The 14904-nt window shown below is 73.1% G+C and carries 14 protein-coding genes; 10 read left to right on the top strand and 4 right to left on the bottom strand.

Going from position 1 to position 14904, the window contains the following annotated elements; translation table 11 throughout:
* The first annotated feature begins 25 nt into the window (after positions 1 to 25).
* From ABZ862_RS05560 to ABZ862_RS05585, 6 genes are read left to right on the top strand one after another with little or no spacing between them, the layout of a single operon-like run.
* Positions 26 to 508, top strand: a complete 483-nt coding sequence (locus tag ABZ862_RS05560; protein ID WP_360952654.1) for an oxidoreductase — start codon at positions 26 to 28, stop codon at positions 506 to 508.
* Positions 505 to 2556, top strand: coding sequence for a proton-conducting transporter membrane subunit (locus tag ABZ862_RS05565; RefSeq protein ID WP_360952657.1), 2052 nt, complete (start codon positions 505 to 507; stop codon positions 2554 to 2556). The genes ABZ862_RS05560 and ABZ862_RS05565 overlap by 4 nt, the downstream gene beginning before the upstream one ends.
* Positions 2557 to 2566: 10 nt before the next feature.
* Entirely contained in the window at positions 2567 to 3532 is a 966-nt protein-coding gene (locus tag ABZ862_RS05570; protein ID WP_360952660.1) for an NADH-quinone oxidoreductase subunit H, read from the top strand.
* Complete coding sequence (locus ABZ862_RS05575) at positions 3529 to 4221, top strand: hypothetical protein (RefSeq protein ID WP_360952663.1); 693 nt, start codon at positions 3529 to 3531, stop codon at positions 4219 to 4221. Before ABZ862_RS05570 ends, ABZ862_RS05575 begins: the two co-directional genes overlap by 4 nt.
* A complete protein-coding gene (locus tag ABZ862_RS05580; protein WP_360952666.1) occupies positions 4221 to 5891 on the top strand; it encodes a proton-conducting transporter membrane subunit in 1671 nt (556 codons plus the stop codon). Before ABZ862_RS05575 ends, ABZ862_RS05580 begins: the two co-directional genes overlap by 1 nt.
* A 4-nt stretch (positions 5892 to 5895) precedes the next feature.
* On the top strand, positions 5896 to 7374 hold the full coding sequence (locus ABZ862_RS05585) for an NADH-quinone oxidoreductase subunit C (protein WP_360952669.1): 1479 nt from the start codon (positions 5896 to 5898) through the stop codon (positions 7372 to 7374).
* A gap of 55 nt (positions 7375 to 7429) precedes the next feature.
* On the opposite strand, the gene ABZ862_RS05590 is transcribed toward ABZ862_RS05585, so the two are convergent.
* Complete coding sequence (locus tag ABZ862_RS05590; RefSeq protein ID WP_360952672.1) at positions 7430 to 8287, bottom strand: helix-turn-helix transcriptional regulator; 858 nt, start codon at positions 8285 to 8287, stop codon at positions 7430 to 7432.
* Between the two features lie 603 nt (positions 8288 to 8890).
* Here ABZ862_RS05590 and ABZ862_RS05595 point away from each other — a divergent pair.
* Together ABZ862_RS05595 and ABZ862_RS05600 are read left to right on the top strand one after the other, a co-directional pair.
* Positions 8891 to 9412, top strand: coding sequence for a peptidoglycan-binding domain-containing protein (locus tag ABZ862_RS05595; RefSeq protein ID WP_360952674.1), 522 nt, complete (start codon positions 8891 to 8893; stop codon positions 9410 to 9412).
* 65 nt (positions 9413 to 9477) lie between these two features.
* Positions 9478 to 10461, top strand: coding sequence for a DUF2690 domain-containing protein (locus ABZ862_RS05600; protein ID WP_360952677.1), 984 nt, complete (start codon positions 9478 to 9480; stop codon positions 10459 to 10461).
* On the opposite strand, the gene ABZ862_RS05605 is transcribed toward ABZ862_RS05600, so the two are convergent.
* Positions 10445 to 10954 carry a peptidoglycan-binding domain-containing protein gene (locus ABZ862_RS05605; RefSeq protein WP_360952680.1) on the bottom strand — a complete coding sequence of 170 codons (510 nt, stop codon included), beginning with the start codon at positions 10952 to 10954 and terminating at the stop codon, positions 10445 to 10447. The two genes, ABZ862_RS05600 and ABZ862_RS05605, sit on opposite strands and share 17 nt — an antisense overlap.
* 150 nt (positions 10955 to 11104) lie before the next feature.
* Between ABZ862_RS05605 and ABZ862_RS05610 the strand changes: the two genes are divergently transcribed.
* Entirely contained in the window at positions 11105 to 12058 is a 954-nt protein-coding gene (locus ABZ862_RS05610; protein ID WP_360952683.1) for a DUF2690 domain-containing protein, read from the top strand.
* 70 nt (positions 12059 to 12128) lie between these two features.
* Here the strand turns inward: ABZ862_RS05610 and ABZ862_RS05615 are convergent, their stop codons facing one another.
* On the bottom strand, positions 12129 to 12689 hold the full coding sequence (locus ABZ862_RS05615; protein ID WP_360952686.1) for a hypothetical protein: 561 nt from the start codon (positions 12687 to 12689) through the stop codon (positions 12129 to 12131).
* A gap of 269 nt (positions 12690 to 12958) precedes the next feature.
* Between ABZ862_RS05615 and ABZ862_RS05620 the strand changes: the two genes are divergently transcribed.
* On the top strand, positions 12959 to 14095 hold the full coding sequence (locus tag ABZ862_RS05620) for a Fic family protein (protein WP_360952689.1): 1137 nt from the start codon (positions 12959 to 12961) through the stop codon (positions 14093 to 14095).
* Between the two features lie 66 nt (positions 14096 to 14161).
* Here ABZ862_RS05620 and ABZ862_RS05625 read toward each other — a convergent pair whose 3' ends face one another.
* Entirely contained in the window at positions 14162 to 14893 is a 732-nt protein-coding gene (locus ABZ862_RS05625; protein ID WP_360952692.1) for a SprT family zinc-dependent metalloprotease, read from the bottom strand.
* Between the last annotated feature and the right edge of the window lie 11 nt (positions 14894 to 14904).

A 14904-nucleotide genomic window follows, 5' to 3' on the forward strand; every position in this document is an offset into this window, starting at 1 on the left:
TAACTCACCGTGTCAGGAAGGGCTCATGGGCCTGTTGCGCAAGATCCGTACCACCGGGCGGGTGGCCGAGCCCCCGCCGCCGCGCCCGGAAGGGGAAACCCTGCCCCAGGCCCGCGAGTTCGGCGGCTCGGTGCAGGTGCGGTGCGTGGACGCGGGCTCCTGCAACGGCTGTGAGATCGAGATCGCGGCGGCCTTCAACCCGGTGCACGACGCCGAGCGGTACGGCGCCCGGCTGGTGGCCTCGCCCCGGCACGCGGACGTGGTCCTGGTGACCGGGCCCGTGACCCGGAACATGGCCGAGCCGCTGCGGCGCACGGTCGCCGCGCTGGGTGAGCCGCGCCTGGTGGTCGCGGTCGGCGACTGCGCGATCGACTGCGGTGAGTTCGCGGGCGGTTACGGCATCGAGGGCGCCGCCTCCGACGTCGTACCCGTGGATCTGGCCGTGCCCGGCTGCCCGCCGGAGCCGGAGCGGATCGTCGCGGCGCTGCGGAGAGTGACCGGACGGTGAGCCTGATCCCGGCCGCCCTCACGGCGGCCACCGCACTGGGCGGCGCGGGCGCGTTCGCGGGCCTCGCCCTGCCGTACCGCCTCCGCGTCCCGGTCGTGGGAGTCCTGACGGTCGGCGTCGGAGCGGGGGGCTGCGCGGCGGGCATCGCCGCACTCGGCGGAAGCCGCTGGACGGCCGCGCTCCCCGGGCTGCTCCCGCTGGCCGGTGCGCATGTGGCGGTGGACGCCCTGGCCGGTCTGTTCATGGCGGTGGCGGGGGCCGTCGTGACGGCGGTCGCCGTGTACGGCATCGGCTACGCGTCCGGGCACGGCTCGCACGGCCTGGGCTCCCGTACGGCGCAGACGGTGCTGCCGCTGTTCGCGCTCACGCTGGTCCTGGTCCCCGTGGCGGCGTCGGTGTCCACCTTCCTCGTGCTGTGGGAGCTGATGGCGCTCGCCTCGCTGCTGCTGGTGCAGGCCGAACACCGGGAACGCGCCTCGGTACGGCAGGCGGGCGTCTGGTACGCGGTGATGACGCACCTCGGCCTGGTGCTGCTGCTCGCCGGACTCGCGCTGTTCGCCGCGCAGGCCGGCGGCGAGACCTTCACCGCGCTGCGGGCGGGCGCGCACGGCATCCCACCGGCCCTGCGCGGTCTGGTGTTCGTCCTGACGGCGGCGGCGTTCACGTCGAAGGCGGGCGCGGTCCCGCTGCACGCCTGGCTGCCGCGCGCGCATCCCGAGGCGCCCAGCCCCGTCTCGGCGCTGATGAGCGCGGCCATGGTCAACCTCGGTGTCTACGGCCTCGTCCGCACCGGCCTCGACCTGCTCGGCGGCGGACCGGCGTGGTGGTGGCTGGGGCTGATGGCGGTCGGCGGGATCAGCGCGGTGTACGGGATCCTGCAGGCCGCGATGGCCTCCGACCTGAAGCGGCTGCTGGCCTACTCGACCAGCGAGAACATGGGCCTGGTCCTGATCGGGGTCGGGGCGTCGGGGCTCTTCGTGTCCCACGGCGACGGGCCGCTCGCCGCGCTGGCCCTGGCCGCCGCGCTGCTCCACGTGATCAACCACGCGGCGTTCAAATCGCTGCTGTTCTGCGCGGCGGGATCGGTCGTGCGGGCCACCGGGGTGCGGGACCTCGACCGGCTGGGCGGCCTGCGGGCACGGATGCCGGCCACCGCGGGACTGTTCGCGCTGGCCGCACTCGGCGCGGTGGCGCTGCCACCGGGCAACGGATTCATCAGCGAGTGGCTGCTGTTGCAGTCCCTGATCCACGGACTCCAGGTACCGGGCGCCGCGGTGGCCGTCGTCCTGCCGCTGTCGGTGGCACTGATCGCCCTGTCGGCCGGCATCGCCGCCGCCGCGTTCGTCAAGGCGCTCGGAGTCGGCTTCTTCGCCCGGCCGCGCAGCCCCCAGGCCGACGACGCCCGGGAGGCGCCGCCCCTGATGATCGCCGGGATGGGGCTGCTGGCCGCCGCGTGCGTGGCGCTCGCGCTGGTCCCGGGACTGCTGGGCGACGGCCTCGACCGTGCCGTGACCGCTGCCGGACTGCCGGGTACCGGCGCGGGGTCCGGCGACGGCGCGGTGTCGGGTGGCGGAGTGCGGCTGCGGCTCGCGGACATCTCCGCCTCGCTGTCACCCGTGTGGGTGGTGGCCGCGCTGACCGCCGCGATCGTCCTGGCCGTGGGACTGCCCCGGCTCTACGGACGCCGCCGGCGCCGGACGGACGCCCGGCTCTGGGACTGCGGGGGCGGACTCCCGACCCCGCGCATGGCCTACACCGCGACCTCGTTCGCCGAACCGCTCCAGCGGGTCTTCGACGACGTCCTCGCACCCGAACAGAACCTCGACGTCACACCGGTACGCGAATCGGCGTACCTGGTGGAGCGGGTGCGCTACCAGCGCCGCGTGCCCGACCGGATCGAACACCGCCTGTACGGGCCGGTCCTGCGGGCGCTGGCCGGTGCGGGACAGGCGGCCCGCGGGCTGGCGAACGGAAGTGTCCACCGCTACCTCGGCTACGGCTTCGCCGGCCTGGTCGTCCTGCTGGTGGCGCTGGCAGTGGGCTGGTGAGAGCGAAGAGATGAGTGCTGTCGGATATACGGCCGTGATCGGCCAGGTCGTCGTGGTCGGCGCCGGGGCGCCCCTGGTGACCGGCTGGACGCGGCAGGTACGGGCCCGCCTGGAGGGCAGGGCCGGTGCCGGGGTGCTCCAGCCCTGGCGGGACCTCCGCAAACTGCTGCGCAAGGAGCCCATCACCCCCACGGGGACCGGGCCCGCCTTCCGCGCGGCCCCCGCCCTGCTGGTCGCCACGGCCGTCGTGGTCGCCGCCCTCGTACCGCTGCTGTCCACCGCCACCCCGGTCAGCTCCCACGCGGACCTCGTCCTGGTGGTGGCACTGATCGCGCTGGGCACCCTGACCCTCGCCCTGGCCGGGCTGGACACGGGCACCGCGTTCGGCGGGATGGGCGCCTCCCGGGAGATGACGGTCGCCGCCCTGGTGGAACCGACCATCCTGCTCTCGGTGTTCGCCCTGTCGATCCCGGCCGGGACGACCAACCTCCCGGCCATCGTCTCCGGCGCCGCCCACGACCCGGCCCGCCTCACCTCACCGGCCGGACTGCTGGCCACCGCCGCGCTCGCGGTCGCGGTCCTCGCGGAGACCGGGCGGATCCCCGTCGACAATCCGTCCACCCACCTCGAACTCACCATGATCCACGAAGCGATGGTGCTGGAGTACGCCGGACCCGACCTGGCACTGGTCGAACTCGGCGCCCAGATGCGGCTCACCCTGCTCCTCGGCCTGCTCTCCTCCCTGTTCGTGCCCTGGGGCATCGCCACCGGCGCGTCCAGCACCTCCTGGGCGGCCCTCGCCCTCGCGCTGCCGCTGTTCGCGGTGAAGGTCGGCCTGCTGGGCGCGGTCCTCGCGGTCGCCGAGGTGTTCTGGGCCAAGGTCCGGCTCTTCCGGGTGCCCGAACTGCTCGCCGGTTCCTTCCTGCTGGCCCTGCTCGCGGTGACCGCCTCGTACTTCCTGAGCGGAGCCTCATGAGCAGCGACCTCTACACCCAACTCCTCGACGTGGTCTGCGGCGCCTTCCTGCTGGCCGCCGTGATCGTGCTGTGGATGCGCGAACTCGCCGCGATCGTCAGGGTGTTCGCCCTCCAGGGGGTCGCGCTCGCCGCGGTCGCACTGCTTCTCGGCGCCCACGAACACCGGTGGGACCTGGTCTGCGTCGGGCTCGGTATCGGCGTGCTGAGGGCGGGCGTCCTGCCGTACCTGATGCGCCGCGCCCTGGCCGCCCTCACCCGGGACCGGCGGCGCTACGGCGACGGGCGCGCCGAGACCCGGGAGGCACAGCCCCTCGTCAACGTCGCCGCCTCCCTGCTGACCGCCGCGCTGCTGACACTGCTGGCCTACGCGGTGGCCCGCCCGCTGACCGAGCTGAACCCGACCCCGGCCACGCGCGCCCTGCCGGTGGGCCTGGCCGTCGTCCTGATCGGCTTCTTCGTCCTGGTGACCCGGCGACGGGCGCTCGCCCAGCTGGTCGGCTTCCTGCTGCTGGACAACGGCATCACCGCGACCGCTTTCCTGGCCGCCTCCGGAGTGCCGCTGATCGTCGAACTCGGCGTGTCCTTCGACGTGTTGCTGGCCGTGCTGGTGCTGCAGATCCTCACCGCCCGGATGCGGGAGGCGTTCGGCACCACCGACATCGACGACCTGCGAGAGCTGCACGACTGATGAGCCCCACCGCTTCCGCCCTCCTCCTCGCCGCGCCGGTCGCCGTGCCGTCGGCGGTCGCCGGCGCGTACGCCCTGGCCGGGCTGCTCACCCGCCCGACGACCGCCCCGGAGCACACCGCGGCCCGCACCGAGCCCCGGCAGCACGTGCCCGCGCACGGCACCACCCTGACGAAGGGCACCGCCCCGGCCCACGGCACCGCCCCGGAGCAGAGCACCGCCCCGGCCCAGGGGACCGTTTCGGCCCACGGCACCGCCCCGGTACAGGGCACCGCCCCGAAGCGGAACCCCTGGCACTGGGCCGGGCTCGTCTCGCCCGTCGTGATCCTCACCTGCGGGAGCCTGCTCGCCCGGGACGTCGTCCACGGCGGACCACGGAAGGCCGCCACCGGTCTGCTGCGCGCGGACGCGCTGACCGTGTGGATGCTGCTGGTGGTCGGCGCCGTCGCGCTGATCGCCTGCGGAGCCGCCCCCGCGTACCTGAACGGCGAGCGGGCCGCCGGCCGGGCGGGCGACCGGGCCGTACGGCGCTACCACGTCCTGGTCCAGACGTTCCTGGCCGCGATGTGCCTGGCCGTCCTCACCGCGAACCTCGGCGTGCTGTGGGTCGCGGTGGAGGCCACCACCATCGTCACCGCCTTCCTCGTCGGCCACCGCCACACCCGCGCCTCCGTGGAGGCCGCCTGGAAATACGTGGTGATCTGCTCGGCCGGCATCGCGCTCGCCTTCCTCGGCACCGTGCTGATCTACTACGCGGCCCGCCAGGCCGGGGTCGCCGAGGCGTGGGCACTGGACTGGCCCACCCTCGTCGCCCACGCCGACCGCCTCGACCCGGCGGTGACCCGGCTCGGCATCACCCTCGTCGTCCTCGGCTTCGGCGCCAAGGCCGGCCTCGTCCCGCTGCACGCCTGGCTGCCCGACGCCCACAGCCAGGCCCCCGCACCGGTGTCCGCGCTGATGTCCGGGGTGCTCCTGTCGGTCGCCTTCGCCGCGGTCCTGCGCTACCGGCTGATCGCGGACGCCGCCCTCGGCACCGGCTTCACCCGCACCCTGCTCACCGGGATCGCCCTGCTCACCCTGACCCTCGCGGCCGGACTGCTGCTCGCCCAGCGCGACTACAAGCGCATGCTCGCCTACTCCAGCATGGAGCACATGAGCCTGATCGCCCTGGCCGCGGCGATCGGCAGCCCGCTCGCCCTCACCGCCGCCCTGCTGCACATCGCCGGGCACGGCCTCGCCAAGTCCGTCGCCTTCTGCGCCTCCGGCCGCATCCTGCAACTGACCGGCACCGCCCGCATCGGACGGGTCCGCGGGCTGCTCGCAAAGGCGCCTCCCGTGGCCGGGGCGTTCGGGCTCGCGGTGGTGGCGCTGATGGGGTTCCCGCCGTTCAGTCTCTTCGCCTCCGAACTGGGCATCGTACGGGCCGGGTTCGCCGCCGGAGGAAGACTCGGCTGGGTCACCTCGGCCGCGTTGCTGCTCGTCCTGGTGGCCTTCGCCGCACTCGCCGTCCGCACCGCCCGCATGCTGCTGGGACCGGGCACACCGACCGGCGAAAGTCCTTCCGCCGCATGGCCGTTGCTGCTGGGGCTGGCCGCCTGTGCCGCCCTGGGCGTGGCCCTCGGCCCGCTCACCGGCCTGCTGGACGCCGCCGCCCACACGATCGGAGGCTGACGAGATGCGCACCACCCACGAGATCGACGTCACCGAACTGCCTGGACGCGCCGAGCAGTTGCTGGCAGACGGCCACCGGCTCGCGCTGGTCGCCGCCCACCACGAGGCCGCCGGGCCACGCGTCGTGTACCTGTTCGTGGCCGGACCGCCGGACACTCGTATCGAACTGCACGTCCGCCTCGACGCCGACCGGCCCGAACTGCCCACGCTCGCCCCTCTCTCCTTCCCGGCGGGCCGGTTCGAGCGCGAGATGCGCGACCTGTTCGGCATCGTCCCGCTCGACCACCCGCTGCCGCGTCGTCTCGTCCGCCACGCCCACTGGCCGCGCGGCTGGTACCCCATGCGTCCCGACGCCGGGCCGCCGCCGGAATTCGGCGAGGAGGAGGGCCCGTTCCCCTTCCTGGAGGTGGAGGGCGACGGGGTGTACGAGATCCCCGTCGGCCCCGTGCACGCCGGCCTGATCGAACCCGGCCACTTCCGTTTCTCCGTCGTCGGCGAGACCGTCCTCAAGCTCAAGGCGCGCCTCTGGTTCGTCCACCGCGGGGTGGAGAAACTGTTCGAGGGACGCCCGGTGGCCGCCGGACTCCCCCTGGCCGAACGCATCAGCGGAGACACGGCGGTCGGCCACGCCCTCGCCTACTGCCTGGCCGTGGAGGAAGCCACCGGCACGGCGGTACCCGAGGAGGCACAGCGCGCCCGCGCCCTCCTCCTCGAACTGGAGCGCCTCCACAACCACGTCGCCGACCTCGGCATGCTCTGCAACGACGTCGGCCACGGCATCCTCAACGCCCACGCCCAGCGCGTACGCGAACAACTCCTGCGTCTCAACAAGGACGTCACCGGCCACCGGCTGCTGCGCGGCGGCGTCGTACCCGGCGGCGCCGCCCTGCGCACGCTGCCCGACCCGGCCCGGCTGGGGGCGATCCACGAGGACATCCACGAGATCGCCGGCCTCGCCCTCGGCCACTCCACCGTCCGCGACCGCTTCACCGGAACGGCCATCCTGAGCACCGCCGCGGCCGGCGAGATGGGCTGCCTCGGCTACGTCGCCCGCGCCAGCGGCATCCCCGGCGACGCCCGCGTCACGCACCCCTTCACGCCGTACGGCCCCGGACTCGACGTACCGGTCCACGACACCGGCGACGTCCTGGCCCGCTTCCTGGTCCGCGCCCGGGAGATCGACACCTCCGTCACCCTGATCGGGCAGTTCGCCGAAGGGCTCACCCCGGGCACGGTACGGGGCCCGTCCCCGGCGCCCGGCACGGGCCCGCGCAGCGGTGTCGGCCTGGTCGAGGGCTGGCGCGGCACCGTCGCCACCCGCGTCGAACTCGCCCCCGACGGCACCCTGACCCGGGTCAAGCCGGTCGACCCGTCGTTCTTCAACTGGCCCGCCCTGCCCGTCGCGATGGCGGACACGATCGTCCCGGACTTCCCCCTGACCAACAAGAGCTTCAACCTCTCCTACGCGGGCAACGACCTGTAGCCCGGCCGGTCGGACGACGCGCCGGTGCCGCGCTCCCGGACGGCCGGCCCCGTACTCACCGCAGCAGATCCTGCAACCGCTGTCTGCGGTACGTGCCGGGCGCGACCCCGTAGGCCGACTTGAACGTCCGGTTGAACACCGCGGGGTCACGGAAGCCCCAGCGTCTGGCGATCTCGCACACACGCCGCTGCGCCTGGGCCGGATCGGACAGCTCAGCTTTGCAGTGCTCCAGGCGGCGTTCGCGCAGGAACGCCCCGACGCTCTGCCCGTCCCGCCGGAAGAGATGGTGCAGGTAGCGCAGCGAGATGTGCCCGGCGGCGGCGATGGCGGCCGGCGCCAGGTCGGGGTCGTGCAGATGGTGCTCGACGTACGCCTTGATGTCGCGCACCAGCAGGTCGGTCCCCGACGGGACGGGGCCGGGGACGGGGCCGGGGACGGCGGGCACCGCCGGGCCCGGTCGCGGGTGGCTTTTGTCGTGCGGGGGCGCGGTCTCGCTGTCGAGGAAGACGGTCGCGAGACTGACCGCGGCGGTGCCCAGCCACGCGGTGTGCCGGGCATCGGCGGACCGTACGTGCGCGGCGAGCCCGCACACGAAGGACGCGAGGAGGGCGGCAGGTCCCGAACCGGTCGGTGCGGGTCGCCCGGACATCTGGTGCAGCACCTCGCCCGGCAGCGCCAGGGCCGTTTCCGGCACATGCAGGATCAGCGCACGGACCGGAGGAGCCGCCGTGACGGCGGACAGCCCGAAGCATCCGGAGGGTTCTTGCAGCACGACGCTGCCGCGCTCCACCCGGACAGGCCGCGGATCGCGGGTGAGGACCAGCGGCCCGCCGGTCGCGAAGACCAGATGCCAGGTCCGCGGGAGGCCGCCGGCGCACCCGCGCTCCGCTTCCACCCCTACCTTCGCTTCCACCCCTACCTCCACGTCCGCCCCCACCGCGTCCGGTGGCGAGGGCGGGCTCAGCAGCGACAGCCGTACCGGTCCCAGGTCGATGTGGTGACGGTCCGTCCGTCCGGCTGCGGCGGTCCGTGGCCGGGCGGACGGACCGTCGCCGGGCAGGGCTCCCTCCGGTGCCGCCGGGCCGCCGGCCGCAGCGCCGTCCGGGCCTGACGCACGTCCCTGAGCTGTCATGTTCCGATTCCCCCAAATCCCGCGACACGCGCCGGGGATGCGGCGCGCACAGGTGCCGGTCCGAGTCTGGGCCGGGCGGACAACAGCGGCCGGCGCTGCCCGCCAGGTACGCCGAACCCGGGACGACCTGCCCTCTGACCTGCCGGGACACCCGGCGGCCGGGCCACGGAGCGGGACGGCCGGCAGAGGCGCGCCGCCCATCCCGGGGGCAGCGATCCCGAACAGCACCTCGTACGCCAAGTCGTGTGCGCTCTCCGCCAATGACGCGGCCGATGCCGTGCCGGAATGCTGTTCGGAGCAAGCCGTGGTGCACCGACACCCGGTGCATCAGCACCCGAACCCGACCCGCGTCAGGCGGGCGGAGAATCACATGGGGGACACGACATGACCGTACGGAAACGGACCGTGATCGGTGCCGTCGCACTCGTGGTCAGCGGTGGACTCGCCGTCACGCCCCTGGCGTCGGCGACGGCCTCGCAGGGCTACATCGGCGGGGCCGGCTCGCCCACCAACGACTGGGCCCGGGAGGGCGTACTCTCCACCGGCAGCCACGCCCACAGCAACGCGACCGCGCTGTGGCAGGCGGTCCTCTGGGCCGACGGCGTCCATGAGTCGAACGGCACCCCCTTCGACTACGCGGACATCGACTGCCGCTTCGGGCCCAACACCAAGGCCGCCACGAAGAACTGGCAGAAGATGAACCAGCTGACGCAGGACGGCGCCGTGGGCCCGCACACCTTCGGCACGGCGGACGGCCAGCTCCGCAAGGACGGCGGCAACGTCGTCAAGTACATCGGCAGGGCGCACTCCGTCTGGCTGATGCGCGTCAGCGGCAAGTACCAGATCCGCGTCAAGAAGAGCGCGGGCTACCGCGTCGCCTACTACAACAAGGCCACCGTCTGCTGAGCTGAACGGCTCTCCCGCCGCACCTCCGTGAGACAGTGGCGGCGCGGGGGAAGGGGGACGCCGTCGTGGGACGCCGGCAGGGGGTGAGGGGGGACGCGCCCGCCGAGGTGGTCCGGCTGGTGCGAGAACTGCGCCGGTACGTGGACCGGTGCGGGATGAACACCGCGACCGTCGCCAGGAAGACCGGCTACAGCCGCAGTTCCTGGCTGCGTTACCTCAACGGCCGGAGGCTGCCGCCCTGGGCGGCGGTCGCGGAGCTGGGCGGGCTGGCGCAGGCGGACGCCGAACACCTGCGCGTGCTGTGGGAATCGGCGGCGCACGCCTGGTCGCAGGGGGAACCGGCCGGCGGCCGGGCCGCGCCTCCCGCCGCACGGGGCCCGGCGGGAGGCGCGGCGGCCGGGGACCCACCGGTCACCGACCCGCAGGCGTCAACGGACCCGCCGCACCCGCCGGGTTTGCCGTACCTGTCGTACTTGTCGCACGGTGCACGGCGCGGGGGCGTACCGGCCGCTGCCGCCGCGGTCTGCGCGCTGCTGGCGGCCGTCCTGCTCGCCCGGCCCTGGAGCACCTGGACGGACACCGGCCACCCGCCGGCCGGCGCCCCCTCCGGGGCACCGGCCTGGCCATGGCCGTTGCGCGGCGCAGCCGATCAGGCGGCCGCCGCGTGCCGGCCGGGCGCCTGCCGGGGCCTGGACCCGTACCGGGAGGGGTGCGACCGCGACGGTGTCGTCGTCCACCGGCTGCGTGCGTACGGCCACGTCCTGACCCTTCAGTACAGTCCGGTCTGCCGGGCGAGCTGGGCGGAGGTCGACAACCCGGCGGCGACGGCCGGGTTACGGGTCGCCACGACCGGCGGGGACCGGCAAGGAGCGGCCACGGGCGGCGGGGACCGGCGGGGAGGGGCGGCGGGCGGGGCGTACACGGCGATGGTGGCGGGCGGGCCGGACACGGCGCGCGCCACCGTCGTCGTCGCCGGCCACCAGCTCGGGGTCGCCCGCTACGACAGCTGGATCGACGCCGTCACCGCGACCGTCACCGGCAGAGGGTGAGGGTGACGGCGTCGGCGCGCAGCGGGTGGAACCGCCCGGCGTCGTAGACCTCGTAGACCTCGGACACGCCGTCCCGGTCCGCACGCAGCGGAAGACCGAAGTGTTCGCCCTGGTAGACCAGCCACGGACCGGCGGGGACGATACGGTGCGCGGCCGCGCCCCAGGTGGCCGGCCCGACGATCCCGTCCGCCGACAGCCGGTGGTTGCTCTGCCAGGTGCGGGTGGCGTCGGCGGTGGCCCGGTCGTAGGTGCAGGTGACCTGGGAGCGCGCGGAGTATCCGTCGGCCCACAGCATGCTCTGCCACAGGCCGATCAGGTCGCTGCGCCGGGTGAGGCCGACTGCGAGCTGTTCCGCGGCGGGCAGCCCGCCGACGGTGAGTACATCGCCGGGACGGCCGCCGGACCGGTGCTCCCGGGAACCCGCGGCCCCCGCGCACACCGCTCCCAGAACGAGTACGCACAGCGCGGCGCGCGCCGCGGCTCCTCGGCTCATGGCACCGTCATAACGCCAACAGCGGTCCTTGTGCGGCCAGTTCCACGAAACCTATGTCAGGGGCTCACTCACTCCGGATACCCTGGGGAGGAAAGTCATGAACTCGGCGCAGGCGTAGGCGAACGCGACGTACGGGCCCGGAGGACATGCTTGACCGACTGGAAGCCGTTACCCGAGGACCTTGCCTCCGACGTCCGTCATCTGGTGGTCGAACTGCGGGGGTTGAAGGACCGCTCCGGGCTGAGCCTCGCGGTCCTCGCCGGACGTACCCCGTACAGCAAGTCGTCCTGGGAACGCTATCTGAACGGCAAGGCCCTGCCGCCGCAGCACGCGGTGGCCGCCCTCGGCAAGCTGGCCGGTTCCGACCCCGCCCGGCTCATGGCACTCTGGGAACTGGCCGGCACCGCCTGGTACGACGCCGACGGGGAAACCCACCGCAGCCCCGAAGCGCAGGCCGACACACCCCCCGCCGCCTTTCCCACTCCCGCTCCTCCCGTCGCGCGGGCGGAAGAACCCCCGGCGGCCCGCCGCCTCGGCAACCGGCCGCTGATCTGGGCCGGGGCCGCCCTCGCCGCTGTCCTCGCGCTGTGCGCCGCCCTGTTCGGCGTGTCCGACGGCTCCTCACGCGCGCACCCCGACCCGGACACCACACCGGGTACGGGCACCTCGGCCAGACAGCTCGACGTCAACTGCTTCTCGGACAGCTGCGCGGGCAAGGACCCCAAGCAGGCCGGCTGCGGCGGCGACGCGTGGACCGCCGCCCTGAGCAGGATCGACGGGGTCTACGTGGAACTGCGGTACAGCGACGCCTGCAAGGCCGCGTGGTCCCGTATCAGCTGGGGCCGCCCGGGCGACGTCGCGCGGGTCGTCGGCGGGGGCGGCCGGACGTACCGGAACAAGGTCCACTACGACACGGACACGTACACCGCGATGGTCGCCGCCCTCAGCCCCTCCACGGCGAAAGCCTGCGTCCTGCTCACCTCCGGGACGCACGCCTGCACCGACCCCGGCGGCACCCAGCACCTCACCGAACCCCCGAACCCACCCACCCCGTCTCCGTCCGCCCCGGACAGCAGATCCGACGGGCACGCTACGCGACGCTGAAGGGGTTCCGTGTGGGCTTCGTCCCGCTGTGCGGGTATCCGCGGCGAGGCGACGCGCCCGGTGCTCGCGGTCACCCGGGCGGCCGGTTCCGGGCGGGGGCGTCTTCGAAGATCAGTTCGTACGGCAGATGGGCGTCGTCCGGTACACGTGGCACGTAGTCCGGGGCGGTGCGTGCGGCCACGGCCAGCAGCCGGGCGGCAGCTTCCGCCTCGGAGACGGAGACGAGCCCGAGGGCGTGCAGGAGACGGTCGCGCTCGATGTCGAAATCCGGTCGCTCGGCGCGTAGTTCCGTCCCCAGTTCGCTGATCGTGAAGCCTTGCGCCAGATCGCGCCAGAGGGGCAGCACGACGACGAGCGTGACGGCCTCGACGAGATCGGCGCCGATCAGGGTGGCCTGGCCCTCCGAGTCGGCGTACAGGACGGGACGCTCACCGGCCCCGTGCTCCCCGCAGAGGAAGTACGTGCCTCCGGCACCGCACCCGGCTATCGGGTGCAGCGGCAGCCCCGTCGGAAGGACGAGATCCTCGAGGGGATCCCGGCGCTCGATGTCGAAGTCACCGGACGAGGCCAGCGCGGCGGCCGACGACGGATCGGACTCGATGCGGTGGAGCAGAGCTTCTGATGCGTCCATGCGCGGAAGGTAACAGCACCCTCGGACAACTGAGCCTCCCACGGGCCCGGCGCGACCTGCGGAGACCTGGCCACGGCCGGAGTCCTGACACCGGGCGATGGCCTTCTGCTCTGGCTCGGTCGGCCCGCACCCAGGCCCGTAGGGCCTCCTTGTCCGAGGGGTGGGGCAGGTTCTGCGGACTGTTCACAGCGGCACCTCCACATGTCCTCGCCGAGCCCCATCGGCGGTGACGCATTGACGTAATGTTTGCGTCACCCTAAGGTGAGGGCATGCTCTTCCCCACGCCTGCGCTCACCGTCGAGGACCAGCGGGTGCTCGGCGAGATCGACGGGCTTCGTCACTCGTTGCGCTTGCAGGTCCGGTCCACTCCGACGAAGTGGACCGAAGGGCTGCGCAAGTTCCTGACCGCCGACGCGGTGGCGGCCTCCAACTCGATCGAAGGTTTCAGGGTGTCCACCGTCGACGTCGAGGATCTTCTGGAGGGCGAGCGGGACGTCGACGTCTCCGAGGAGGACCGCGAGGAGACGCTCGCTCATCAGCGGATGATGACCTATATCCAGACGCTGCACGATGTCGCGGACTTCCGTTATGGCAAGGAACTCCTCAACGCGCTCCACTGGATGTTGCAGGGTCACCGGCACACCCCGCGCAAGCCGGCCGGGCAGTGGCGGCGCGGGGCCGTGTATGTGACGGACGCCCGCGACCCCAGCATCGCGGCCTACACGGCGCCGGACGTGGCCGAGGTGCCCGCGCTGATGGGCGAACTGGTCGAGTGGCTGAACACGGACGACGGCGGCCACCCGCTGGTGCGGGCCGCCATGGCGCATCTGCACCTCGTCTCCATCCACCCGTGGGCCGACGGGAACGGCCGCATGTCCCGGTCCCTCCAGACACTCATGATCGCGAGAGAGGGAGAACTCGCTCCCGAGTTCTCCTCCGTCGAGGCATGGCTCGGGCGTCCCGGGAACACGTGGGAGTACTACCGCGAGCTGCAGCGCCGTGGCGCCACCTACCGCCCCGACCAGGACGTCTCCGACTGGGTCCGGTTCAACCTCACCGCGTACCACCAGCAGGCACAGACCGTACGCAGCCGCCTCGACCGTTCGAGCCGGGTGTGGGTTCTGCTCGGTGAGTTCGCGGAGGACCGGGGGCTGGAGGAGCGGGTCGTCTCCGCCCTGCACGACGTGGCGATGTCCGGACGGGTACGCCGTACCCGCTACGAACGAGCGGAGGACCTCAGCCTCCAACGGGCCCAGCGCGACCTGCGGGACCTGGTCGCGGCCGGAGTCCTGACACCGGTCGGCCGCACCCGCGCCCGCTTCTACACCTCAGGCCCGGCCTTTCCGGAACCGGCCCTGGAAGCGGCCCGGACACCGCTGCCGCTGGTCGATCCGTACGCGAGCTGAGGGCCCCGCTTCTGTGTCCGTCACCTGGGTCGAGGGAGGAGTGGCCGGCTTTGACACCCTCGTCTGTCAGACGGCTCCTCGCCACAGCAGTGGCTCGGCCTCTGCGAAGCGGCGTTCCGTTGCCTCCAGATCCCCGAGCACCATGCGCATTCTGTGCCGGAACGCCGCACCGTGAGCGGAGACCCTCAGATGCGTCAGCTCATGGACGAGAACCAGATCCACCAGGCTCGGTGGCAACTGCATCAGCGCCCAGTGCAGAGTGATGGAACCGTCCGGCTCACACACGCCCCAGCGCTCCCCGAGGTCCCGGACAGTCACTGTCCTCGGGGTGACTCCTGCGCGCTCCGCCAGGGGTGCAGCACGGGTGGCTGCCCATCGGCCACCTCGTGCGGTGTACCACTCTGCGATCAGACTGGCGCCCTGCTGCGGGGATCCGGTGTCAGGCAGCTCCAGCCAGCCTTGGTTCAGCCGTACTCGCCCGCCCGGGGCTGCAGGCACGAGCTTCAACCGATGGCGACGTCCGAGATAGGCGAAGCTCGCTCCGCCCACCAACTCCTTGACCGGTTCTCCTCCGCTTCGTCTGCGCCGCTCGACCTCGTCGGCGAGGCGGGGCAAGCGGGAACGTACGGCCTCCACGACGGCCCGTGGATCGGCGTCCGGCGGCACCGCGAAAACCAGACCGCCGTCCTCCTGGATCTCGATCCCCAGTGTCCGGCGCCGCGGCCGCACGACGACCTGCCACGTCCACTCCCTTGGCATGGGAAGTGACGTGAGCGCGGACAGGACGGAGAGGCTCACCTGGTATTCGT

The organism is Streptomyces sp. NPDC047000, assembly GCF_040644295.1.
In the GTDB taxonomy this organism is placed as follows: domain Bacteria; phylum Actinomycetota; class Actinomycetes; order Streptomycetales; family Streptomycetaceae; genus Streptomyces.

Bases quoted from the DNA above. Each gene is read 5' to 3' on its own strand.
- ABZ862_RS05605 (WP_360952680.1), bottom strand. From the start codon at position 10,954: ATGAGCCGAGGAGCCGCGGCGCGCGCCGCGCTGTGCGTACTCGTTCTG.
- ABZ862_RS05620 (WP_360952689.1), top strand. From the start codon at position 12,959: ATGCTCTTCCCCACGCCTGCGCTCACCGTCGAGGACCAGCGGGTGCTC.
- ABZ862_RS05575 (WP_360952663.1), top strand. From the start codon at position 3,529: ATGAGCAGCGACCTCTACACCCAACTCCTCGACGTGGTCTGCGGCGCC.
- ABZ862_RS05560 (WP_360952654.1), top strand. From the start codon at position 26: ATGGGCCTGTTGCGCAAGATCCGTACCACCGGGCGGGTGGCCGAGCCC.
- ABZ862_RS05570 (WP_360952660.1), top strand. From the start codon at position 2,567: ATGAGTGCTGTCGGATATACGGCCGTGATCGGCCAGGTCGTCGTGGTC.
- ABZ862_RS05595 (WP_360952674.1), top strand. From the start codon at position 8,891: ATGACCGTACGGAAACGGACCGTGATCGGTGCCGTCGCACTCGTGGTC.
- ABZ862_RS05580 (WP_360952666.1), top strand. From the start codon at position 4,221: ATGAGCCCCACCGCTTCCGCCCTCCTCCTCGCCGCGCCGGTCGCCGTG.
- ABZ862_RS05615 (WP_360952686.1), bottom strand. From the start codon at position 12,689: ATGGACGCATCAGAAGCTCTGCTCCACCGCATCGAGTCCGATCCGTCG.
- ABZ862_RS05585 (WP_360952669.1), top strand. From the start codon at position 5,896: ATGCGCACCACCCACGAGATCGACGTCACCGAACTGCCTGGACGCGCC.